A 24,811-nucleotide genomic window follows, 5' to 3' on the forward strand; every position below is an offset into this window, starting at 1 on the left:
ATGCGTGATTTAAAAGGTATTTTCAGTGCGTTATTAGTGTCATTTAACGAAGATGGCTCTATTAATGAAAAAGGCTTACGCCAAATTATTCGCCACAATATCGACAAAATGAAAGTCAATGGTTTGTATGTGGGCGGTTCTACCGGTGAAAACTTCATGCTTTCTACCGAAGAGAAAAAACAAATCTTCCGTATTGCAAAAGATGAAGCAAAAGACCAAGTGGCGTTAATCGCACAAGTGGGTAGCGTGAATTTACACGAAGCGGTGGAATTAGGTAAATATGCCACTGAATTAGGCTATGACTGCCTTTCTGCGGTAACCCCGTTCTACTACAAATTCAGCTTCCCTGAAATCAAACACTACTACGACACTATCATTGCCGAAACCGGTAATAACATGATCGTGTACTCCATTCCGTTCTTAACCGGCGTAAACATGGGCGTAGAACAATTTGGCGAACTTTACAAAAACCCGAAAGTGCTTGGCGTGAAATTCACTGCAGGTGACTTCTACTTATTAGAACGTTTACAAAAAGCGTATCCAAACCACTTAATTTGGGCTGGCTTCGATGAAATGATGTTGCCGGCGGTGGCTTTAGGTGTGGACGGTGCTATCGGTAGTACATTCAACGTGAACGGTGTTCGTGCAAGACAAATTTTTGACTTGACCAAACAAGGCAAACTGGCTGAAGCACGTGAAATTCAACATGTGACCAACGATTTAATCGAAGGTATCTTAGCGAATGGTTTGTATTTAACCATCAAAGAATTGTTGAAATTGGAAGGTGTGGATGCCGGTTATTGTCGTGAACCAATGACCGCAAAAGCGACTGAAGCACAATTAGCCAAAGCAAAAGAATTAAAAGCGAAATATCTCTAATTTAATGGAAAAAGAGACCGCACTTTTCTGGTGTAGGGACAGGCTTTATGCCTGTCCGAAATTCTCTTTATGACATAAATGGGACAGGTATAAGGCCTGTCCCTACAAAATGATTGTAAAGTGCGGTCCCAATAAAGGAAGTTTATTATGCGCCTCATCCCTCTACATAACGAACAACACGTTAGCCGTTGGGCAGCACGTCATATCGTTGACAGAATCAATCGTTTTAATCCCACCGAAGAACGCCCGTTTGTATTGGGTTTACCTACCGGCGGAACGCCACTTAAAACTTACCAAGAACTGATCCGCTTAAACCAAGCCGGTGAAGTGAGTTTTAAACATGTGGTTACATTTAATATGGATGAATATGTAGGGCTCCCGAAAGAACATCCGGAAAGCTATCACAGCTTTATGCACAACAATTTTTTCAGCCACATTGATATTCAGCCGCAAAACATCAATATTTTAGACGGCAATACGGACGATCATGATGAAGAATGTCGTCGTTACGAAGAAAAAATCAAATCTTACGGCAAAATTCATTTATTTATGGGCGGTGTTGGCGTAGATGGGCATATTGCCTTCAACGAACCGGCTTCTTCGTTGAGCTCCCGCACCCGTATTAAAACCTTAACACCGGATACCATTATTGCGAACTCCCGTTTCTTTGATAACGATATTACTCAAGTGCCGAAATATTCATTAACCATTGGCGTAGGCACGTTATTAGACGCAGAAGAAGTCATGATTTTAGCCACCGGTCATGCGAAAGCGTTAGCCGTGCAAGCCGCTGTTGAAGGTGCAGTGAACCACATGTGGACAGTGAGTGCGTTGCAATTACATCGCCATTTTGTGTTGGTGTGTGATGAGCCGGCGTTGCAAGAGCTGAAAGTGAAAACTGTGAAATATTTCACTGACTTGGAAAGTCACGCCATTCACAGCGTGTTGTAATGTTTAGCGCAAAAGTGCGGTGAATTTTTAGATTATTTAAAGGTACGATTATGAAATATGCATTAATTAATTCCGTCATTTACACCAAAGATGAAATCCTTCGGGATTATGCGGTGGTGGTGAATGGCGAACACATTGAAGCAGTGATTCCACAAAGCGAATTGGAAAGCGGCATTAAGACCCTTGATTTACAAGGGCATAACCTCACTGCCGGTTTTATTGACTTGCAATTAAACGGTTGTGGTGGCGTAATGTTCAACGACCAAACCAGCGTGGAAACCTTAGAAATCATGCAAGCAACCAACCTGAAATCCGGCTGTACCAGTTTCTTACCAACCTTTATTACCGCACCGGATGAAGGCATTAAAAGTGCGGTGAAAATTATGCGTGAATATTTGAATAAGCATAAAAACCAAGCACTGGGTTTACATATTGAAGGGCCGTATTTGAGCGTAGAGAAAAAAGGCGTACACCGTCCGGAATATATCCGTGAAATTTCACCTGAAATGAAAGATTTCTTGTGTGAAAACGCCGATGTGATCACGAAACTCACTATTGCCGCGGAAAACCCGACCATCAACTACACGCCTGATTTTGTGAAAAGTGGCATTGTGGTTTCAGTTGGGCACTCTAACGCCACCTATGACGTGGCAAAAGCGGCTTTCCGTAAAGGCGCAACTTTCGCAACGCACTTACACAATGCCATGTCGCCGGTCAGTTCCGGTCGTGCCATGGGCGTGGTAGGTGCTGTGTTGGATTCTGATGTGTATACCGGCATTATCGTGGACGGCGTACACGTGGATTTTGGCAATGTGCGTTTGGATAAAAAAGTGAAAGGCGACAAACTTTGTATTGTTACCGATTCTCTAGCAGCTGCCGGTGCAGGCCCTGAATTAGAAACCTTCACCTTCGTGGGTAAAACCATTTATGTGAAAGAGGGACGTTGCTATGACGGTAACGGCACGATCGCAGGTGCTTCTATCACCATGATGGAATCCATCAAAAATGCGGTGGAATATGTTGAGATTCCACTTGCCGAAGCGATTCGTATGAGTAATCTTTATCCGGCACGCGCCATCGGTGTAGATGACCGTTTGGGTTCCGTCGAAGCCGGTAAAGTGGCTAACCTTGCTGTCTTCTCGAACGATTACCAGGTTATTGGTACCGTTGTGAACGGAGAGTGGAAAGCGAATTAATCAAAGTAGGGTGCAGTCATTTGCACCTTATAAACAAAAGTGCGGTGGATTTTCCAAGTGTTTTTAACACCTCAAAAATCCACCGCACTTTTTTTATTTCTCGCTTAATGACAACGGCTACTAAGGTTGTTTGACGTTGGCACCGTAATGGTTGGAATAATGGCAATGTTTGGTGAAGCGCAGTTGTTGCATTTCATTTTCGCCATTTGATTGATCACTAATCTGCCTAAAGTTTCTATATGTGCCGGAGAGGCGTTCAGTGCCGGAATGTATTGATAACTTTCACCGCCGTTAGTGATGAAATAGTCTTTATTTTCCTCAGCAATTTCTTCCAAGGTTTCTAAACAATCCACGGCAAATCCCGGGCAAATTACTGCCACTTTCTTAATGCCCTGTGCTGCAGCATTAGACAAAAACTCATCAGTATAAGGCTGTAACCATTCTTCTTTACCAAAACGGGATTGGAAGGTTAAACCCCATTGTTTTTCATTTAAGCCCAACCCTTGTGCCACCGCGGCTGCGGTTTGTTGGCAATGTGTGCGGTAGTAATCGCCGGTGTTTTCATAACGTAACGGAATGCCGTGAAAGGAAAACAGTAAAAACTCATCTGCCTTTAACCGTGCTTTGCAAGAATCAATTAACGCGGAAATATAGTTTTGGTTGAGCGGATAGGAATGAATAAAATCAAAGGGCACAATGCCACGTTGTTGTTTCAATGCTTCAGCAAAAGAGTCGAACACAGCGCCTGTTGTGCTACTGCTATATTGCGGATAGAGCGGGAGTACGATGATGTGATCCACTTTTTTATCCATTAATTTTTGCACCGCACTTGGCATGGACGGATTGCCATAAGTCATACCGATTTCGATTTCCACATCCAGTTGCTGTTGTCGGAAGAAGTCGATTAAGCCTTGTTTTTGTTGTTCGGTGAACACCATTAACGGAGAACCTTGTTCGGTCCAAATAGAACGGTAGTCTTTTGCGACTCGTTTAGAACGCAACGGCAAAATAATAGCTTTAAGTAACGGATACCATTTACAACGTGGCAAATCGACCACGCGAGGATCCGTTAAAAATTGCCATAAATAACGGGAAATATCCTTAGGACTTGGTGAGTCTGGCGTACCTAAATTGGCAAGAATGACGCCGATTTTTAAATTAGTCATGTGTGATAATAGAAAGAGTTAAACGTGAAACGCAGCACAGTTTATCTTGTGCATCTCGAATGTCAATTTGCCAAACCTGTACATTTTTACCTAAACGAATCGGGCTTGATTTAGCGCAAACATAGCCTTGTTTTACCGGGCGTAAATGGCTTGCATTGATCTCTAAACCAACGACAGCCTGATTTGCTTCTACACAGCAAAAACCGGCAGTGGAAGCAACGGTTTCCGCAAGTGCCGCGGAAATACCACCGTGTAAAAATCCCATGGGTTGGGTGGTACGGTGATCCACCGGCATACGTGCTTCTAACCAATCATCACCTTGTGCCACAAATTCAATGCCTAGGTTTGCCACAGCACAATTTTGGCAGAGGTCATTCAGTTGTTGCAGTGTAAGATGTTTTTTCCAGATGCTCATGGTGTCGTTATTTCAATAAAGTTAATAAGGCTTGTACAGGGTGTTTCGGCTGATAATGGGCGAAACGCTTCACTTGGCTACGACAGGAATAACCGGTTGCCAAACAGAAGTTCGGATCTTTATTTTGCAGCTTTTTCTCCCATGAGGCTTCATAAATGGCTTTCGACATGTCGATATGCTGGGTTTCGTGCCCGAAAGTGCCTGCCATGCCGCAACAGCCGACACTTTCAACCTGCAACTGCTGGTCGAAGGCGGCAAAAATGTGTTGCCATTCTTTGCCACTGTTTGGCATCGCGGTCGTTTCTGTGCAGTGTGGGAATAAATACCACTGATGCGGCTCAAAAGTGCGGTTGTTTTTTTCGGTGTTTTGTGCGGATAACAAGATACCATTATCCAACTGTTGCTTGAGCCATTCGTGGGCGGTCAGCACATGGAAATTACCGCGCTCCGCACCAAGAATTTCTTTGTATTCGTCACGATACGACAACACAATGGCGGGATCCACACCAACCAAAGGCATACCTAGTTTTGCCATACGATTAAGGAACTCAGCCTGATTTTTTGCGGTTTTTGCAAAACGGGTTAAAAAGCCCTTAATGTGTTGCGCTTTGCCGTTAGGTTTAAATGGCAGCATGACAGACTTAAAGCCAAGTTTTTGGGTTAACGCCACAAAATCGGCAACGACTTTGGCATCATAATAAGAAGTGAAAGGATCTTGTACGATAAGCAAAACACGTTGTTTTTCCACCGCACTTAAACTTTCTAATTGCTCTAATGAGGCGTTTTGATGACCAAGTTGAATGAGTTGTTGTTGCAGATTTGGCGTGGAGAGCAACGGTAAATCCGTCATGCCCAAACATTTTTCCGCCACTTTTTGACTAAATTTAGTCGCTGTAAAATAATTAAAGAGCTTCGCTTGTTTTGCCATTAGCGGCGCAATGTATTCCACGTTAGAGACCACATAATCTTTGATGGGGCGCAGATAACGTTGGTGGTAAAAATGGAAGAACTTCGCGCGGAAACTCGGCACGTCAATTTTAATCGGGCATTGGCTCGCGCAAGCTTTACACGCCAGGCAAGTATCCATTGCCGCTTTCACTTCATGAGAAAAATCGTATTCACCACGGCGTTTTTGATAGCTGTTTTGGATTTTATGCACAATATCCGTAAGTTTTACCGTGGACTGTTTGAAATCTAATTTTGCTGGGGTAACTTGCTCGTTCGCTAATAAACGCAACCATTCACGCACCATAGCGGCGCGGCCTTTCGGAGAAAAAACGCGATTTTTACTCACTTTCATAGACGGGCACATGGTACTGTGGACATCAAAGTTAAAGCATAGCCCGTTACCGTTACAATTCATGGCTCCGATAAATTCTTCTTTCATTTGAACGGGAATTTGGCGATCGAGGTCGGCTCGCATTGGCGATAAAATCGAATAAAGCTCTTGTTCGCTGTTTAACGGCGTGCAGATTTTGCCCGGATTGAGGCGATTTTGTGGGTCAAATAAGAATTTGATGTACCGTAATTCACGCCATAATTCGGGTGTAAAGAATTTTTCGCCGTATTGCGAGCGCATTCCTTTACCATGTTCGCCCCAAATTAAACCACCGTATTTGCGAGTGAGTTCCGCCACCTCATCGGAAATCTGTTTGAATAATTTAACTTGCTCTAAATCGCATAAATCTAATGCAGGACGAACGTGTAACACGCCTGCATCCACATGACCGAACATGCCGTATTGTAGATTATGGCTATCTAATAAAGCGCGAAACTCTGTAATGTAATCCGCCAAATTTTCCGGCGGCACACAAGTGTCTTCCACAAAAGGAATGGGTTTTGCCGCACCTTCGGCATTGCCAAGTAGCCCTACGGCTTTTTTCCGCATAGCATAAATACGTTCAATGGACGGCAAATGATTGCAAACTTGATAGCCGATAATATGATCTTTGCCTTCAGCAATTTTTTGATCTAATTGTGCACATAACTGCGCCACTTGTTTTTCAATTAATGCCTGATTATTGCCGGCATATTCCACAATATTTAAGCCAAGAATCGGATGTTGTGCGTCTTCTGTTAACAGTTCTTTGACGGAGTGCCAAATAATGTCTTGTTTAGCCAAATTCAGCACTTTGGAATCCACGGTTTCCACCGAAAGCGCATTGGCTTTCACCATAAACGGCGCATTACGTAGTGCAGCATCGAAAGAATTGTATTTAATATTAATTAACGTGCGATGTTGTGGCAGCGGCATTAAATCCAATGTGGTTTCGCAAATAAAAGCGAGTGAGCCTTCAGAACCTGTCAAAATGCGGGTTAAATTGAATTCGCTTAAATCATCGTTAAACACATTTTTTAAATCGTAACCGGTCAGAAAACGGTTCAATTGGGGCAAATCATTCAGGATTTGTGAGCGTTTGTCTTTGCAACGTTGAAAAATCTCTTGATGGATTTTTTTCACATTGGCAGAGAGAGAGCTTTCTTCTGTATAGCGAAAAACGTCGTTAGAATTGACCGCACTTGTCTCTAAAATTTCGCCATTGATGAGTACGGCGCGTAAACCGAGCACGTGGTCGGAGGTTTTCCCGTATTGTAAAGAACCTTGTCCTGACGCATCCGTATTGATCATGCCGCCTAAGGTGGCGCGGTTACTGGTGGAGAGTTCCGGCGAGAAAAATAAACCGTGTGGCTTCAGAAATTGGTTAAGCTGATCTTTCACAACGCCGGCTTGCACGCGCACCCAACGTTCTTTTACGTTGAGTTCTAAAATCTTTGTCATATGGCGAGAGAGATCAACAATAATGTTGTTATTGATGGATTGCCCATTCGTGCCAGTGCCACCACCACGTGGCGTAAACGTGAGAGAAAGGTATTGTTCCTGTTGTGCGAGTTTGGTTAGGCGTACCACATCGGCAACGCTTTTCGGAAATAAAATCGCTTGCGGAAGTTGTTGGTAAACACTGTTGTCGGTGGCAAGGCTGAGACGATCGGCATAACTTGAGGCAATATCCCCCTCAAAATGTTGCAATCGTAGCGCATCTAAATAATCACTGACTAATGGAGAAAGTTGAGGGATATTTGTTAAGCGGGGTAGCATGTTGCACCACTCTATATTGGTTAATGTTTGTTTGGGGTTAGGTGGAGTAAAAAGTAACCAAAGTTTAACATAGAAAATCATTTGATAAATATTAAATTTATTGAAGAAATATTGGGATGGGGTTGCAAAATAGATAAAAAGAATGTTTAATTGCTTAAAAATTAAGCAATAAGAAGTCTGTTTGTTTGATTTTATGTTATTTCAGTAGGATAATGCCGCAACTTTTGAGGGGAGTTGGATATTTCTCATCAAAAGAAATAGGAAAACTTCAATCCTATTTGAAACAACATCTTAAGCTGGAAATTGTAAAAAATTTCACTTTTAGAGGTAAACGGTTTAAGATGACGGTGACACAAGTTCTTGTGTCGGTTTTCAGCTATATCAGCTGATACTTGTTTTAAAATAGATGACTAAATTAAAGAGGATCATCAAAATGAAAAAAACTGCAATCGCATTAGCTATCGCTGGTTTAGCAGCAGCAACAGTAGCACAAGCAGCTCCACAAGCTGACACTTTCTATGCCGGCGCAAAAGCTGGTTGGGCATCTGTACATCACGGTCTTAACCAATTTAAAGATGAACCAGGTCAAACAGTTAGCCGTAACTCTGAAGCTTACGGTGTGTTCGGTGGTTATCAAATCACTGATAACTTAGCTGTTGAAGCAGGTTACGAATACTTTGGTCGTGCTAAAGCTAAAACCAACGGTGAACAAGATTTTAGACACACAGCGCACGGTACTACTTTAGCACTTAAAGGCAGCTACCCGGTATTAGCTGATTTAGATGTTTATGGTCGTGTTGGTGCAGCATTAATCCGTAGCGATTATAAAATTGATGTTGGTAATGATGTTGAGAAATACCACAACCTAAAAGTATCTCCGGTATTCGCAGCAGGTGTTGAGTATGCAATTCTTCCTGAATTAGCATTACGTGCTGAGTACCAATGGGTTAGCCGTGTAGGTAACTTAGGTAAAGCTGTGAAAAAAGCGGATGGAGTTCGTGGAACAGAATATTCTCCAGATATCGGTTCTGTAGCTTTAGGTTTATCTTATCGCTTCGGTCAAGGTGCTGCACCAGCTCCAGCGCCTGAAGTTGTAAACAAAACTTTCAACTTAAACTCTGATGTAACTTTCGCATTTGCTAAAGCTGACTTAAAACCACAAGCACAAGGCGTGTTAGATGGTATCTACGGCGAAATCGCACAAGTTAACAATGCAAACGTTAAAGTTGCAGGTTACACAGACCGTATCGGTTCTGACGCTTACAACCAAAAATTATCTCAAAAACGTGCTGAAACTGTAGCTAACTACTTAGTAGCTAAAGGTGTTTCTCAAAACGCTATTTCTGCAACTGGTTACGGTAAAGCAAACCCAGTTACTGGTAACAAATGTGACGCAGTTAAAGGCCGTAAAGCGCTTATCGCTTGCTTAGCTGATGACCGTCGCGTAGAAATCGCAGTTAGCGGTACTAAATAATTAGCGTTTTGTTAATTATTTTCAGATAAAGATAAAAAAGACCTAAACCTATGTTTAGGTCTTTTGTTTTTTTAGCTAATTTTAATTATTGTAAGGGAAAAAAATGAAAAAATGGCTTGTTCTGATTATTGTTGCCGCTGTTGCGGCCATGACCTTGATTCCAAGTTATAACGGCTTGGTTGCTGCGGAAGAACAAATTAATTCCGTATGGGCAAATGTAGAATCGACTTATCAGCGTCGTTCCGATTTGATCCCGAATTTAGTGAATACCGTGAAAGGCCAGGCAAACTTTGAAAAAGAAACCTTGACCGGTGTTGTTGAAGCGCGTGCCAAAGCAACGCAAACCAAAATCGATCCGTCTAATTTAACGGAAGAACAATTAACCCAATTCCAACAAAGCCAAAATGAAGTAGGTTCAGCCTTGTCTCGCTTATTGGTCAGCGTAGAGAATTATCCAGAATTGCGTGCGAACGAAGGCTTTATGAACTTACAAGCGCAATTGGAAGGTACCGAAAATCGCATTAACGTCGCGCGTAATAAATTCAATGAAGCGGCACGTGAATACAACCAAAAAATTCGTACTTTCCCAACAAAAGTGGTTGCGATGATTTTTGGTTTCAAAGAAAAACCTTATTTCAAATCTGTTGCTGGTGCTGAAAATGCGCCGACAGTGAATTTTAACTAAACGGACAATAAGGTGGCGCGATGCCATTATTTGCAAAAATCCCGATAGATAAAAAACAGCTTGAGGCGGCTATTAGCAGCCTTGAGCGACAAACCTCCGCTGAATTTCGGATTTTTATCGAACGAAAAATACCGTCAAAACCGACCGCACTTTCTGTTTATGAACGTGCGTTGGGTGTTTTTTCACAACTTGAAATGCATCAAACGGCGGCGCGTAATGGCGTGTTGATTTATATTGCCTATGATGATCGTCAATGCGCGATTATCGGTGATATCGGTATTCATCAGTATGTGGGCGATGATTTTTGGAAAACAGAATGTGCCCGTATGATTACGCATTTTAAACAAAAGCAATATACGGAAGGTATTTTGGCTTCGATGCAGAAAATTGGTGAACACTTAATTCAGCATTTTCCGGTTCAAGCGGACTATCAAAATGAACTGGATAACGAGGTGATCATTCATGATTAAACGCGTATTCGGCTTATTGAGTTTAAAAAGTGCGGTCATTTTTTTCTGTCTTTTTATGGCAACGGCTGTTTCTGCCGTCACCTTTCCTGATTCTCCAAAACCTTTCCGTTATGTGAATGACTACACGAAAACCTTATCGGAAAAGCAGCTGGACGCATTAGAGGCTAAGTTGGCAGCCTATGGCAAAGAAACCAGTTCGCAAATTGCGGTGGTGATTGTGCCGACGACCGGTGAATATGAGATTTCTCAATATGCCTTTGAATTAGGCGATAAATGGGGTATCGGGCGAAAAAATCTGAATAACGGCGTGTTGTTACTCATCGCCAAAGACGATCGCAAATTGTTTATTGCGGTGGGACAAGGCTTGCAAGGCGTGTTGACTGATGCCCTTGCATCACAGATTATTCGCAACCAAATTCGCCCTTATTTCCGTAACGAGCAGTATGCCCAAGGCATCGATAATGGCTTGGATTACATTATTGCTGCAACCAAAGGCGAATTTGCCGCACAAGCGGAAGAAGAGAATGATTTCGGGGATTTTGTGCCCTTTATCATGTTAGCGCTGTTTATTTTGATTGTCGTGATGGCGGAAATGAACAGTCGCCGACCTTATGTCACGCCAACCAATAATCATGTGCTAAATGACGTATTGCGAAAATCCATGTCAGACCGTCGTCGTAACGACAGAGATGGCGGTGGTTTCGGTGGTGGCTTTGGCGGAGGCGGTTTCGGCGGTGGTTCCGGTGGCGGATTCGGCGGAGGCGGCTTTGACGGCGGTGGCGCTGGCGGAAGCTGGTAAATAACGTAGTAAAACGCTCGACTTTTATTTGTGGCAACTTGGGTTTGTGATACAATGCGCGCGTTTTCTCATTCAATGAATACAAGGAACATTATGGAAACTCTAGATAAAATCAAAAAACAAATCAGTGAAAACCCGATTCTGATTTACATGAAAGGCTCGCCAAAATTCCCTTCTTGCGGTTTCTCTGCTCGCGCGGTGGAAGCCTTAATTAACTGTGGCGTACCCTTCGGTTATGTGGATATTTTGCAACATCCGGATATTCGTGCCGAATTACCGGCTTACGCCAATTGGCCAACATTCCCACAATTATGGGTAGAAGGCGAGTTAATCGGCGGTTGTGATATCGTGTTGGAAATGTTTCAACAAGGTGAACTTAAAACCTTATTAGAAGAAGTCGCAGCAAGACATCCGCAAGCGTAAAAACGTTTTTAAATACAACCGCACTTTGGTTTCCCCAAGTGCGGTTTTTTGTTTCTGCCACAGGGCAAATTTGATGGCTTATGCTATAATTCTCCGCAAATTTTTACCGCACGTTAGGATCAATATGTCGCTTCAATTCAATATGATTGCGTTACTTTTAGTGGTGTTAATTTTGCTCGGCATTCTTAGCCACAACAGCTCTATCACTATCTCTGCCGCAGTGCTACTGATCATGCAACAAACGTTTCTTACTAAATATATTCCCTATTTAGAAAAATACGGCTTGAGTATTGGTATTGTGATTTTAACTATCGGCGTCTTGAGCCCGTTGGTTTCCGGTAAAATTCAGCTGCCGGGCTTGTCGGCCTTTGTCAGTTGGAAAATGTTCGTTGCCATTGCGGTGGGTGTCTTGGTCGCATGGCTTGCGGGCAAAGGTGTTCCGCTTATGGGCGAGCAACCGGTATTGGTGACAGGTTTGGTGATTGGCACCATCATTGGTGTTTCTTTTCTGGGCGGTATCCCTGTCGGGCCACTTATCGCCGCCGGTATTTTGGCATTACTTATAGGAAAATTCTAAATGAAAAACAAGTGGTTATTTATTGCCGCCTTGAGCGGTTTTTTATGTGTGATGATTGGCGCTTTCGCAGCACATGGATTAAGCAAGGTTTTAGAGCCTAAAGAATTAGCGTGGATTGAAACCGGTGTGAAATATCAAATGTTCCACACTGTTGCGATTTTGACCATTGCTATCGCACAATTATGCCGTGAATCATTGGTTGCCAACAATATGGCTAACGTTGCAGCCGGTTCTTGGGCGCTCGGTGTGCTTTTGTTTAGCGGCAGCCTTTATGCACTCGCCCTTGGCGCAGGAAAATTCCTGGTTTGGGTAACACCTGTCGGCGGTACGCTATTTTTAATCGGTTGGTTTTGCTTGGCTTACGGCAGTTTGAAAAAGTAAATCAGTATGAAGAATAAAACGGTAAAGCACGAATTAACCCCTTTACAACAATCCCTTTTTTCTCAATTAATTGACATTATGTTGGTGGATAAACGCCGTTTATCTGCCCGCATTCACGGCATCGGAAAAATTAAAAGCCAAGAGGCGCAGCAAGCCGTTGCGGCTGAAATCCAACAGCAAATTGAACAAGCAAGATTACGTGTAGAAAATCGTAAAAGTGCGGTGCAAAATCCCATCGTTTTTCCGGAAAGTTTGCCGGTTAGCCAACGCAAAGCAGAAATTCAAAAACTGCTTTCCGAGCATCAAGTGATCGTCGTGGCGGGGGAAACCGGTTCAGGGAAAACCACGCAGTTGCCGAAGATGTGTTTGGAGCTAGGATTCGGCAATCTTGGCACAATCGGACACACTCAACCACGCCGTATTGCGGCCCGTTCGGTAGCTGCTCGAATTGCGGAAGAATTGCAAACAGAGCTTGGCGATTTAGTGGGGTATAAAGTCCGTTTTAACGATCAGATTAGCGATAACACCCAAATCAAGTTGATAACAGACGGGATTTTGCTGGCTGAAATTCAAACGGATCGTTTTCTCAATCAATATTCTTGCCTGATTATTGATGAAGCCCACGAACGCAGCTTGAACAACGATTTTATTCTCGGTTATCTGAAACAGCTTCTGCCACGTCGTCCGGACTTAAAAGTCATTATCACCTCGGCCACTATTGATGTGGAACGTTTTTCCAAGCATTTTAACAATGCGCCGATTATCGAAGTCTCAGGCAGAACTTATCCCGTGGAAGTACGTTATCGCCCTGTTGTAGAGGAAGACGATCAAGATCAGCTACAAGGCATTCTCAATGCTGTGGACGAACTGCAAGCAGAAGGGCGTGGCGATATTTTGATCTTTATGAACGGCGAGCGAGAAATTCGTGACACCGCCGAAGCCTTACAAAAGCAAAATTTAAAACACACGGAAATCCTACCGCTCTTTGCCCGCTTGTCAGCGCAAGAGCAAAATAAAATTTTCCACCCGAGCGGCTTAAACCGCATTGTGTTAGCCACCAACGTGGCGGAAACCTCACTCACCGTGCCGGGTATTAAATATGTGATTGACCCCGGCACGGCGCGTATTTCCCGTTATAGCTATCGCACCAAAGTACAACGCTTGCCTATTGACCCGATTTCACAGGCTTCTGCCAATCAGCGAAAAGGTCGTTGCGGACGGGTAAGCGAGGGCATTTGTATTCGTCTTTATTCGGAAGAGGATTTTAATAATCGCCCTGAATTTACCGATCCGGAAATTCTGCGCACCAATTTGGCTTCCGTTATTCTGCAAATGACGGCATTGGGTTTGGACGACATTGAGGCCTTCCCTTTTGTAGATGCGCCGGATAAACGGCACATTCAGGATGGCGTGAAGTTGTTGGAAGAGTTGGGCGCGATTCAACCGAAAAAATATAAATCTCGTGATGGCGCGCGTCTCCCGACGCGTGCCCAAAATTTGACAGATGAAAGCACGTGTCAGGAGACGCGCGTTAGCGAATCGACAGAGAAACAGCAAGGTTGGGAACTTACTCCAATCGGTCGCCAACTTGCCCAACTCCCGGTCGATCCACGCCTTGCCAAAATGCTTCTAAGTGCGGTCAATTTTGGCAGCGTTTATGAAGTGATGATTATTGTCTCGGCGTTATCCATTCAAGATCCGCGTGAACGTCCGACAGACAAACAACAGGCTTCTGACGAAAAACATCGTCGCTTTGCCGATAAAAAATCGGATTTCTTAGCATTCTTGAACTTGTGGAATTATGTGCAAGAACAGCAAAAGGCATTGACGAAAAATCAATTCCGCCGACAATGTCAAAAGGATTTTTTAAATTATCTGCGCATTCGTGAATGGCAGGATATTTATCAACAAATTCGTCTTGCCGTACGTGAAATAGGCTTGCCGATTAATTCGGAAAAAGCAGAATATCAGCAAATTCACACCGCACTTTTAAGCGGTTTGTTGTCGCATATCGGTTTAAAAGAAGCAGAAAAACAACAATATCTCGGCGCCCGCAATGCGCATTTTGCGATTTTCCCTAATTCCGTGCTTTTCAAAAAACAACCGAAATGGGTGATGGCGGCAGAGTTGGTGGAAACCTCCAAACTTTGGGGGCGCATGGTGGCGGAAGTTGAGCCGGAATGGATTGAGCCGCTCGCCGAGCATTTAACCAAAAAATCCTATTCCGAGCCACGCTGGTCGAAATCTCGAGGGGCGGTGATTGCCGATGAAAAAGTGAGTCTATATGGCGTGCCGATTGTGGCAGCCCGACCGGTAAATTATGGCGCCATTGACCCAACGGTGAGCCGTGAGATCTTTATTCAATCCGCCTTGGTGGAAGGGGATTGGAACACCAAGCATAAATTCTTCAAGCAAAATCAGCAGCTGATTCGAGAAGTGGAGGAATTGGAACACAAAAGCCGTCGCCGCGATATTTTAGTGGACGAGCGCACCTTATTTGAGTTTTACGATCAGCGTATCGGCACTGATGTGGTGTCGCAAAAACATTTTGATACCTGGTGGAAAAAGGCGGAAAAACAAGATCCTGAGCTACTTAATTTTGAACGCTCATTCCTGATTAACGATGATGCGGAGCAGGTGAGCAAGCTGGATTTCCCGAATTTCTGGCATCAAGGCAATCTAAAACTCAAACTGACCTATCAATTTGAACCGGGTACGGATGCGGACGGCGTGACCGTGCATATTCCATTGCCGTTGCTTAACCAAGTGGAAATGACAGGTTTTGATTGGCAAATTCCTGGCTTGCGGGAAGAACTGGTGATTGCGCTGATTAAGTCTCTGCCGAAATCTTATCGACGCAATTTCGTGCCGGCACCCAATTATGCCCAAGCCTTTTTAGGGCGCGCCGTGCCGTTGGAAAAACCGTTGTTGGATACGTTGATTTATGAATTGCGCCGCATGACGGGTGTCTCCGTAGAAGCAGAACATTGGAATTGGGAACAAATCCCAAGCCATTTAAAAATGACTTTCCGTGTGGTGGATGAAAACGGCAAGAAAATCGCTGAATCTATGAATTTAGACGAGCTGAAATTTAGTTTAAAAGATCGTGTACAGGAAAGCATTTCTGCGGTGGCAGACGATGGCATTGAACAAAGCGGGCTGCACATTTGGAGTTTTGCCGAGCTGCCGCAATGCTACGAACAAAAACAGCGCGGTTTCAGTGTGAAAGCCTTTCCTGCCATTGTGGACGAAAAAGACGCAGTGGGCATTAAACTGTTTGAAACGGAATTTGAACAAGCGGTAGCAATGCAACAAGGTTTGCGTCGCTTGTTGCTGCTCAACGTACCATCACCGATTAAATATCTGCATGAAAAATTGCCGAATAAAGCCAAATTAGGGCTCTATTTCACGCCGTTTGGGCGCGTGTTGGATTTGATTGACGACTGCATCGCCTGTGCCGTGGATAAACTCATTGCCGATTTTGGCGGCTTTGTGTGGAACGAAGAAGGCTTTAATAAGCTACGGGATTTCGTGCGTGAAAACGTTAATGAAGTCACCGTGGATATTGCGCAAAAAGTGGAGCAGATCCTCACACTCACCCACCAGCTTAATCAACGCCTTAAAGGCAAAATGGATTTCACCATGGCATTTGCCCTGTCCGACATGAAAAGCCAGATTTCAGGTTTGATTTATCAAGGCTTCGTGCAAAAAAGCGGCTACGCCCGCCTGCCGGACTTACTCCGCTATCTGCAAGCCATCGACAAACGGATGGATAAACTGGCTCAAGATGTGAATCGCGATCGCGCCGCCATGTTACGCGTGGAACAAGTGCAACAAGCCTACCAACAACTTCTTGCCAAACTGCCAAAATCTAAACCGATTTCGGATGAGGTGGCGGAGATTCGATATATGATTGAGGAATTGCGGGTGAGTTTGTTTGCACAGCAGTTAGGGACGAAGTATCAGGTGTCGGATAAGAGGGTTTTGAATTTGATTACAAATATTAGTAGCTAAGGTTTTTTATGAGTACACAGTTAATTCCACTAGAGATTATCGCTTTTTTATCTAAAGAGTTACCTCAATTTAATTCACATACAGAATTAGACATATTATTTTTATCTGCAGGTATAGCATCGGATAGTATTCTTAATGAAAATAGGGAAAAAAAGGTTCAACGCAAATTATTAAATATAAATGATAATTGTTCAGAACCGATACAAAAATTAGAGATCTTGCTTAATGAAGTTACAAAAACTGTGACGGGAAATGATGTTTCCTTTGGATATCCAAAAACTCGAGAAGAAAAGAAGAAAACATTTAAAGAGAATATAGAAACAGAACTAAATAGGCATGGTTTCGCATATATTAATGGGAAAATCTTACCATCAAAATCGTTATCGCCTGCTAGTATTACTTTGTCTGATTTGATCAAAAATAGGAATGTGGAGTCAATAAATAGAGAATTTGATAGGGCGCTAGAAAATTTGAATACAAATCCATTAGATGCGATTTCTTCTGCATGTAATATTTTAGAGTCTATTTTCAAAGTTTATATTTCGGAGAAAGGTTTGGAAAAACCTAATAAACAAACATTATCTGAATTATGGACAATTGTTAAAGGCAATTTTAATTTTGGACTCGAACAATTAGAACAACAAGATCTACGTAAAATTCATTCAGGCATTGTATCTATAATGAACGGGATAGCGGCCATAAGAACACACGCGAGCTCGGCTCATGGACGAGACAAAGAGTTTAATATTCCTGAGATTAGACAGGCAAGGTTGGTTGTTAATGCCGCGCACTCTTTAGCAGTATATATATTAGAAACATGGGAGGCTCAAGATAGTTTTCCACAATCGTCAGAACGTTTCATAATAGGGTAAGCATTCTCCAAGATAGCGCAAGCGTCCACGCTTGTGCTTATTTGGTCCAAGCGTAGACGCTTGAACTATCATTCTGTTTTTAAAAAGTGCGGTCATTTTTTCAAACGTTTTTCAACCTCAAAAACACGTTCAAAATCTACCGCACTTTTGCTTATCGAAACTCCACATAACCCAAGATGGCGCACGTTTCCTAACGTGTGCCTTTTCTAAAAATATCCCCTAAGATAGCGCAAGCGTCCACGCTTGTGCTTATTTGGTCCAAGCGAGGACGCTTGAACCATCGTTTTGTTTTTAAAAAGTGCGGTTATTTTTTCAAACGTTTTTCAACCCCCAAGATAGCGCAAGCGTCCACGCTTGTGCTTATTTGGTCCAAGCGAGGACGCTTAAACCATCGTTTTGTTTTTAAAAAGTGCGGTTATTTTTTCAGACGTTTTTCAACCTCAAAAACACTTTCAAAATCTACCGCACTTTTTCTTATCGAACCCCCCACGATAGCGCGCGTCTCCGGACGCGTGCTTATTTTCAGATATCAGGGTCACGCGTCAGGAGACGCGCGTCAGCGTAATCGGTAATGTTTACTCAAAAGTGCGGTCATTTTTTCAAACGCCCCCAAGATAGCGCAAGCGTCCACGCTTGTGCTTATTTGGTCCAAGCGAGGACGCTTAAACCATCGTTTTGTTTTTAAAAAGTGCGGTTATTTTTTCAGACGTTTTTCAACCTCAAAAACACTTTCAAAATCTACCGCCCCCCAAGATAGCGCAAGCGTCCACGCTTGTGCTTATTTGGTCCAAGCGAGGACGCTTGAACCATCGTTTCGTTTTTAAAAAGTGCGGTCATTTTTTCAAACGTTTTTCAACTTCAAAAACACATGTAAAATCCACCGCACTTTTCTTTTATCAAAACAAAAAGCTGAATCTCTTTTGATGAAATTCAGCTTTCTTTTTCTTGTTATTAGCGACTAAGCCAAGATTTTGTCTAATTCTTTGCTGACATCTTCCACTTTTTGCGTGCCGTCTAAGCGGAAATATTGGGTGTTGCCCGCTTTGGCTTCCGCTTGGTAGTAGTCCACTAATGGTTTGGTGGTATTGTGATAGACTTTCAAGCGGTCTAACACGGTTTCCGGTTTGTCATCGGCACGGATAATCAAATCTTCACCGGTTACATCGTCTTTGCCTTCCACTTTTGGTGGGTTGTAAACGATGTGGTAAGAACGACCGGAAGGTTGGTGTACACGACGACCGCTCATGCGTTCTACGATCACTTCATCTGGCACATCAAATTCCAATACATAATCAATAGCGATGCCGGCAGATTTCAATGCGTCTGCTTGTGGAATCGTACGTGGGAAGCCGTCAAGTAAGAAACCTTTGGCGCAGTCTGCTTGGGCTACGCGTTCTTTCACTAAGGAAATGATCAAATCATCCGGCACTAATTGACCGGCGTCCATTAAGGTTTTGGCTTGTTTGCCTAATTCGGTGCCGGCTTTGATCGCAGAGCGTAACATGTCGCCCGTGGAAATTTGCGGGATGGCAAATTTATTCATGATGAATTGTGCTTGTGTGCCTTTTCCTGCGCCCGGCGCGCCTAATAGAATAATTTTCATGTTGTCCTCTTTTTTAAATGAAAAATAACTGAAAAAACCACCGCACTTTTCCTATTTCGGGAAGAAAGTGCGGTCGGTTTTGAAAATGTTTTATTAATCGTGGCGTATGGTTGCTTAATTCCCTAAAAATGTCAATTGCTTGCATTCGGCGCGGTAACTTTTTCGTTCCAGGGGGCAACCCAGCATAAACAGAGCATGCCCGGGATAGCTAAAAATAAGCAAATCCAGAAGAAATGATAGTAACCCACTGCGGCAACGATTTCGCCTGAAAGCGCACCGAGCCCTTTACTCGGTAAGGCGGCAAGGCTGGTAAACAACGCCAGTTGAGTGGCAGTGTAAAGCGGGTTGGTTTCTCGAGCCATAAAGGCTACAAACGCTGCGGTACCAAGCCCCACGCCAATATATTCGCCACAAATCACAATGCCAAGTTTTAAGCGCGCAGCGTTATCGACAACGTGAAAATAATCAAATCCGGCAAGCCAAACAAAACCACCGATAGTAATCAGTTGAATAAAACCAAAGACCCAAAGGGCGCGATTAATGCCGAGGCGTAACATCATAATGCCGCCAGCCATGCCGGCAATAATACTCGACCATAACGCGGTACTTTTTACCACTAAGGCAATGTCTGTTTTGCTAAAGCCCATGTCCACGATGAATTTACTTTGTAACGTCGTGGCGAGGGCATCACCGAATTTATACAGAAAGAGAAACGCGATAAAGCCAATCCCCGCATAAATGCCTTTACGCTGGAAAAATTCTTGTAGCGGAATGGTAAAAGCTTGATAGAACGGCTGTTTGTTTTGATGAATTTGAATTTGTGGCTCGCGACTTAAAAAGAAGGTCATAAACAGCCCACACAGCATGAAAAGTGCGGTCAATAAAAACACCGTTTTCCATGGAAGGAACGTGGCGAGATACAATGACAGTCCACCCGGAATCAAACCGGCAATTCGGTAGGCATTAATATGAATGGTATTGCCCAAACCCAATTCGTTATCACGCAAAATTTCCCGTCGATAAGCATCCAATACAATGTCTTGGGTGGCGGACATAAAGGCGATGAACGTGGCAAGAAAAATGACAATCTGCATTTGTTCTTTCGGATCGTATAAACCGATCAAGTAAAGACTCAGCAGAAGCAAGAGTTGGGAAATGGCTAGCCAACTACGACGGCGACCGAGAAAGCGAGGAAAATAGCGATCCAGCAAAGGCGCCCACAAAAATTTGAGCGTGTAGGGTAGGGTGACTAAGGTAAAAGCCCCGATGGTTTGCACACTAATGCCATTGTCCGACAACCAAATTGGCAACATCTGCAACAGCACGAAAAGTGGCAAACCGGAGCTGAAGCCGGTAAAGACACAAATCAGCATATTGCGGCTGAAAATTTGGGTGGCGAGAGAAGGCTTAATCGGTTGTTCTGTCATCATGATTTCAGGGGGATTTTATTCAACGGCAATTTCTTTAATGCGGAGTTCATCGCCGCTTTGGCGTTGTAAATGCACGCTGCCGCAATTTGGGCACGTACTGTTATTGGCTTGAATTTCGACCAGTTGTTTGCAATTCCAACACCAAGCTTTGGCAGGAATGGAAATTAAATGAAGCTTACAATTTTCCGCCGGTGTACCTTGCGCTGCCATTTCAAAGCCAAATTCCAACGCACTGGGTTCAATGCAAGAAAGGGCACCGACCTCCAGCCAGAGGTCGGTGACTTTGTTGACATTGTGTTGTTTGCATTGCTGCTCAACAATTTCAATGATGTTTTGACACAAAGAGAGTTCGTGCATAAGGCTTAATCCCGATAGCCTTTCGGGTTATTTTTTTGCCAATTCCACGTATCTTTCATCATTTGAGCTAAGCCACGTTCTGCTTTCCAGCCTAATTCTTTGGCGGCAAGGCTCGGATCGGAATAACAGGTGGCGATGTCGCCCGGACGACGATCTACTAATTTATAGGGAATTTGAATGTCATTGGCTTGTTCAAACGCTTTCACCATATCTAAGACGGAATAGCCCACGCCGGTGCCTAAATTATAAATGTGCAAGCCGGCATCATTTTGATGGCGATCTAGTGCTTTTAAGTGGCCAATCGCCAAATCCACTACATGAATGTAATCACGCACGCCGGTACCGTCATGGGTGTCGTAGTCGCTACCGAATACGGACAATTGAGGCAATTTGCCGATAGCCACTTGGCTGATGTAAGGCAATAAGTTGTTTGGAATGCCATTCGGATCTTCGCCAATTAAACCGCTTTCATGTGCGCCCACCGGATTGAAATAGCGCAAAATGGTCATGCTGAATTTAGGTTCTGCTTTCGCAATATCGCGTAGGATTTGTTCCACCATAAACTTAGAGGTGCCGTACGGGTTAGTTGTGCCGCCCACTTTGCAGTTTTCGGTAATCGGAATGATTTCAGGATCGCCGTAAACGGTGGCGGAAGAACTGAAGACGAAATTCCACACGCCGGCTTTTTTCATTTCTTGTAATAAAACCAATGAGCCGGTGACGTTGTTCATATAGTATTCGGCAGGTTTTTGCACGCTTTCGCCGACGGCTTTTAAACCGGCAAAATGAATGACGGAATGAATCGGATTTTCAGCAAAGATCTTTTGTAACAAGTCGCGATCTAACACATCGCCTTCATAAAATTTTACGCTTTTGCCGGTGATTTGTTTCACGCGTTCTAAGGATTTTGGCGAAGAGTTGCAAAGATTGTCTAACACCACAACATCTTTGCCGGCATTTAATAATTCGACGACAGTATGCGAACCGATGTAGCCCGCTCCGCCGGTGACTAAAATGGTCATTGGGTTTTCTCCTTAATTTATAAAATAAATTTGGCGCTAGTATAGCACCGATTGTTTCATCAAAAAATGAGCTTTATTAATAAGTTATTCCCTTTTAAGGAATTGTTTTCGCCGAGATTTCTATGTTGTTAAAACTAGAGGGCTTTTAGTGTTTAATCAGCGTAAACAGAATAACGATATTTTCAGCAATTTATTGCGCAAACGTTTACTTCTTTTTGCGTTGCGGTAAAATAGCGCCTCTTTTTTTCAACGACAAATTAAAAGGTAATTTCATGTCATCTTCTCCATCTTCCGCTTTAGAAAAACGCTTTGAGTTGGCTAAACGCGGTTCCACCGTACGCAAAGAAATTGTTGCAGGTTTAACCACCTTTCTCGCGATGGTGTATTCCGTTATCGTTGTGCCGAACATGTTAAGTGCGGCAGGTTTTCCGGCTGAATCAGTCTTTATTGCAACCTGCTTAGTTGCAGGCTTAGGCTCGCTCTTAATCGGTTTTTGGGCCAATGCGCCAATGGCTATCGGTTGTGCTATTTCTTTAACGGCATTTACCGCGTTTAGCTTGGTTATCGGACAAAAAGTGAGTATTCCGGTTGCCTTAGGTGCGGTCTTTTTAATGGGGGTTTTCTTCACCTTGATTTCTGCCACAGGGATTCGTGCTTGGATTTTGCGTAATTTACCGGTGGGTATTGCACATGGTGCGGGTATCGGTATCGGTTTATTCCTGCTTTTAATCGCTGCAAACGGGGTTGGTCTTGTTGTGAGCAACCAAGCCGGTTTACCGGTGAAATTGGGCGAGTTCACTGCGTTTCCGGTGATGATGTCATTAATCGGTTTGGCGCTAATTATCGGCTTAGAAAAAATGCAAGTGAAAGGCGGCATTTTATGGGTGATCATCGCCATTACCGTGGTCGGCTTAATTTTCGATCCAAATGTTACCTTTAACGGCCAAGTCTTCAAAATGCCAAGCTTCGGCGAGGAGTCTTTATTCTTGCAGTTAGACATCATGGGCGCATTACAACCGGCTATTTTACCGGTGGTGTTCGCTTTAGTGATGACTGCGGTATTTGATGCCACAGGCACCATCCGCGCAGTGGCGGGACAAGCGGATTTATTGGATAAAGACGGTCAAATCATCAACGGCGGCAAAGCCTTAACGTCCGATTCCGTAAGTAGCTTATTCTCCGGTATTTTCGGAACAGCACCGGCAGCCGTGTATATCGAATCCGCAGCAGGGACTGCCGCGGGCGGTAAAACCGGTATCACCGCGATCGTTGTTGGCGTATTGTTCCTGTTGATGTTGTTCTTCCAACCATTAGCCTTCTTGGTGCCGAACTATGCGACAGCTCCAGCGTTAATGTACGTGGGATTATTGATGCTAAGCAACGTCAGCAAATTGGATTTTGACGATTTCGTTGGCGCCATGAGTGGCTTGATTTGTGCGGTGTTTATCGTGTTAACGGCAAACATTGTGACCGGCATTATGTTGGGCTTTGCCGCATTGGTGGTTGGCCGTGTGGTGAGTGGCGATTTCAAACGCTTAAATATCGGCACCGTTGTGATTGCTGTTGTTTTAGTGGCTTTCTATGCTTGCGGTTGGGCGATTTAATTCAGCCAATAAAGACAACAAAGGCGCATTTTGATGCGCCTTTTTGTTTGCCTTAATTTTGAAAAACAGTAAAAAAACCGACCGCACTTTGTAGCTTATCATCGTAGAAGATGAGCGGAATGCGTTGGCGTTGCCAAGGGGCGATGTTTAACTGTTGCCACACTTTTTTAATGTCTTTATTTATGCCGTTTGGGGTTAATTTCACTTTGCCCGAATAACGAAATCGAATCCAAACTTTCGTTCCCTCTAAGGGTAAAGCCAAGGTTTCTTTATGTGTGTTGCCGTTTTCATCCTGCCAAAGTGCGGTCATTTTTTCGCTTGTTTTTTGCAGTAACAACGTGCCTAAATGATCCGGCAAGGAAATAGGGTGTTCAAATGTTGCCTCAATCGATTCCTGTGAAATATCGTTAAATCTCGGCGTGAGAAATAAACAGTTTTGATAGCGGCGGACAATGTTATCGTCTAGGCGAAATTGTGGTTGTGCATCGTCTTTCGCGAAAATGACATCCGAAATAATTTGTTCTAATTGCACGAGAGAGGGCAGGGCAACGCCCCAATCTTGCAACCATAAGCGTAACAAGGCGCGTTGTTTCACAGAGGAATAGCTGGCGAAATGTTGTAGCTGAAAAGTGCGGTCATTTTTTACGATGTTTTTTTGATATTCTTCCGCTAACAGCTCATTAAGCAGTTGCTGTTGTTCATAACAATGTTGCGCGGAACGTTGCACGGCCGAATCAAAATGCGCCCAGCGTTGGCGCAATTCAGGCAATACGATGTTACGTAGGAAATTGCGATCGTATTGATTGTCCTCATTACTTTCATCTTCAATCCAACTTAGCCCTTCCTGTTGTACAAACGCCAGTAATTGTTGGCGGCTAAAATTCAATAAGGGACGAAAAATAGGCACGCCGTAAACATTGCTTTTCAACGGCATAGCCCCTAAGCCTTGCACGCCACTGCCGCGTTTTAGGGCAAGGAAAAATGTTTCAGTTTGGTCTTGTTGATGATGTGCCGTAGCGAGCCATTCAGTCGGTAAAATTTGCTGTGCAATGGCTTCATAACGGGCTTGGCGAGCCCCCGCCTCAATGCCATTTTCTGTGCTAACGTTCACGTGTTGAATTTGCAACGGAATACGAAATTGGCGGCAAATTTGTTGACAATGGGCTGACCAAGCATCGGCATTGGCGCTTAATCCGTGATGAATATGGATGGCGCGCAGCTGAAAGTGCGGTTGCTTTTCACGGATTTTCGCAAATAAAGCGAGTAGTGCTGTGGAATCCAAACCACCGCTAAACCCAATAAGAAAGTGAGTTTGGTTTGGAGCAAGTTGGCGGAGTTGCTGTGAAAATTGTTCAAGAAGCATAGGCGGATAAAATTTCCTCCCGTTGGACGGGAG

Annotated in this window: 21 protein-coding genes; 13 read left to right on the forward strand and 8 right to left on the reverse strand. The window is 43.7% G+C overall.

The window, feature by feature from the left end; translation table 11 throughout:
- The 3 genes from nanA to nagA all read left to right on the forward strand — a co-directional run bounded on the left by nanA (position 1) and on the right by nagA (position 3,026).
- On the forward strand, positions 1–879 hold the full coding sequence (gene nanA, locus DK415_RS01815; RefSeq protein WP_021615789.1) for an N-acetylneuraminate lyase: 879 nt from the start codon (positions 1–3) through the stop codon (positions 877–879).
- Positions 880–1,026: 147 nt separating this feature from the next.
- Positions 1,027–1,830, forward strand: a complete 804-nt coding sequence (gene nagB / locus DK415_RS01820; protein ID WP_109432186.1) for a glucosamine-6-phosphate deaminase — start codon at positions 1,027–1,029, stop codon at positions 1,828–1,830.
- Positions 1,831–1,880: 50 nt separating this feature from the next.
- Complete coding sequence (gene nagA / locus DK415_RS01825; RefSeq protein ID WP_109432187.1) at positions 1,881–3,026, forward strand: N-acetylglucosamine-6-phosphate deacetylase; 1,146 nt, start codon at positions 1,881–1,883, stop codon at positions 3,024–3,026.
- Positions 3,027–3,130: 104 nt separating this feature from the next.
- Here the strand turns inward: nagA and hemH are convergent, their stop codons facing one another.
- The 3 genes from hemH to ydiJ are packed head-to-tail and all read right to left on the reverse strand — an operon-like array spanning position 3,131 to position 7,704.
- Complete coding sequence (gene hemH, locus DK415_RS01830; RefSeq protein WP_109432188.1) at positions 3,131–4,192, reverse strand: ferrochelatase; 1,062 nt, start codon at positions 4,190–4,192, stop codon at positions 3,131–3,133.
- Positions 4,185–4,607, reverse strand: a complete 423-nt coding sequence (locus tag DK415_RS01835) for a hotdog fold thioesterase (protein ID WP_109432189.1) — start codon at positions 4,605–4,607, stop codon at positions 4,185–4,187. Before DK415_RS01835 ends, hemH begins: the two co-directional genes overlap by 8 nt.
- A 7-nt stretch (positions 4,608–4,614) precedes the next feature.
- Positions 4,615–7,704, reverse strand: coding sequence for a D-2-hydroxyglutarate dehydrogenase YdiJ (ydiJ, locus tag DK415_RS01840; protein WP_109432190.1), 3,090 nt, complete (start codon positions 7,702–7,704; stop codon positions 4,615–4,617).
- 433 nt (positions 7,705–8,137) lie between these two features.
- On the opposite strand from ydiJ, the gene ompA reads away from it, so the two are divergent.
- From ompA to DK415_RS01885, 9 genes are all read left to right on the forward strand, one after another.
- Positions 8,138–9,178 carry a porin OmpA gene (ompA, locus tag DK415_RS01845; protein WP_109432191.1) on the forward strand — a complete coding sequence of 347 codons (1,041 nt, stop codon included), beginning with the start codon at positions 8,138–8,140 and terminating at the stop codon, positions 9,176–9,178.
- A gap of 103 nt (positions 9,179–9,281) precedes the next feature.
- On the forward strand, positions 9,282–9,863 hold the full coding sequence (locus tag DK415_RS01850; protein WP_109432192.1) for a LemA family protein: 582 nt from the start codon (positions 9,282–9,284) through the stop codon (positions 9,861–9,863).
- A gap of 20 nt (positions 9,864–9,883) precedes the next feature.
- Positions 9,884–10,333: a TPM domain-containing protein gene (locus DK415_RS01855; protein ID WP_109432193.1), complete on the forward strand. Its 450-nt coding sequence runs from the start codon at positions 9,884–9,886 to the stop codon at positions 10,331–10,333.
- A complete protein-coding gene (locus DK415_RS01860) occupies positions 10,326–11,132 on the forward strand; it encodes a TPM domain-containing protein (RefSeq protein WP_109432194.1) in 807 nt (268 codons plus the stop codon). The genes DK415_RS01855 and DK415_RS01860 overlap by 8 nt, the downstream gene beginning before the upstream one ends.
- Before the next feature lie 93 nt (positions 11,133–11,225).
- Positions 11,226–11,555, forward strand: a complete 330-nt coding sequence (grxD, locus tag DK415_RS01865) for a Grx4 family monothiol glutaredoxin (RefSeq protein WP_032997916.1) — start codon at positions 11,226–11,228, stop codon at positions 11,553–11,555.
- 124 nt (positions 11,556–11,679) lie between these two features.
- Entirely contained in the window at positions 11,680–12,132 is a 453-nt protein-coding gene (locus DK415_RS01870) for a DUF441 domain-containing protein (protein WP_109432195.1), read from the forward strand.
- Positions 12,133–12,513 (forward strand): DUF423 domain-containing protein, encoded by a 381-nt coding sequence (locus DK415_RS01875; protein ID WP_109432196.1) that lies wholly within the window; start codon positions 12,133–12,135, stop codon positions 12,511–12,513.
- A gap of 6 nt (positions 12,514–12,519) precedes the next feature.
- Positions 12,520–16,527 (forward strand): ATP-dependent RNA helicase HrpA, encoded by a 4,008-nt coding sequence (gene hrpA, locus DK415_RS01880; protein ID WP_109432197.1) that lies wholly within the window; start codon positions 12,520–12,522, stop codon positions 16,525–16,527.
- Positions 16,528–16,535: 8 nt separating this feature from the next.
- Positions 16,536–17,399: an abortive infection family protein gene (locus DK415_RS01885; protein ID WP_109432198.1), complete on the forward strand. Its 864-nt coding sequence runs from the start codon at positions 16,536–16,538 to the stop codon at positions 17,397–17,399.
- 958 nt (positions 17,400–18,357) lie between these two features.
- On the opposite strand, the gene adk is transcribed toward DK415_RS01885, so the two are convergent.
- The 4 genes from adk to galE form a co-directional block, all read right to left on the reverse strand.
- A complete protein-coding gene (adk, locus tag DK415_RS01890; RefSeq protein WP_109432199.1) occupies positions 18,358–19,002 on the reverse strand; it encodes an adenylate kinase in 645 nt (214 codons plus the stop codon).
- A 131-nt stretch (positions 19,003–19,133) separates the two neighbouring features.
- A complete protein-coding gene (locus DK415_RS01895; RefSeq protein WP_420884503.1) occupies positions 19,134–20,432 on the reverse strand; it encodes an MFS transporter in 1,299 nt (432 codons plus the stop codon).
- Between the two features lie 15 nt (positions 20,433–20,447).
- Positions 20,448–20,789: a hydrogenase maturation nickel metallochaperone HypA gene (gene hypA / locus DK415_RS01900; protein WP_109432201.1), complete on the reverse strand. Its 342-nt coding sequence runs from the start codon at positions 20,787–20,789 to the stop codon at positions 20,448–20,450.
- 5 nt (positions 20,790–20,794) lie between these two features.
- Entirely contained in the window at positions 20,795–21,811 is a 1,017-nt protein-coding gene (gene galE / locus DK415_RS01905; RefSeq protein ID WP_109432202.1) for a UDP-glucose 4-epimerase GalE, read from the reverse strand.
- Positions 21,812–22,083: 272 nt separating this feature from the next.
- On the opposite strand from galE, the gene DK415_RS01910 reads away from it, so the two are divergent.
- Complete coding sequence (locus DK415_RS01910) at positions 22,084–23,415, forward strand: NCS2 family permease (RefSeq protein WP_109432203.1); 1,332 nt, start codon at positions 22,084–22,086, stop codon at positions 23,413–23,415.
- A gap of 52 nt (positions 23,416–23,467) precedes the next feature.
- On the opposite strand, the gene tilS is transcribed toward DK415_RS01910, so the two are convergent.
- The gene (tilS, locus tag DK415_RS01915) at positions 23,468–24,778 is read right to left on the reverse strand and encodes a tRNA lysidine(34) synthetase TilS (RefSeq protein WP_109432204.1); all 1,311 of its coding nucleotides are present in this window, start codon (positions 24,776–24,778) and stop codon (positions 23,468–23,470) included.
- Positions 24,779–24,811 lie beyond the last annotated feature (33 nt).

The organism is Aggregatibacter segnis (assembly GCF_003130075.1).
Taxonomy (GTDB): Bacteria; Pseudomonadota; Gammaproteobacteria; order Enterobacterales; family Pasteurellaceae; genus Aggregatibacter; species Aggregatibacter segnis_A.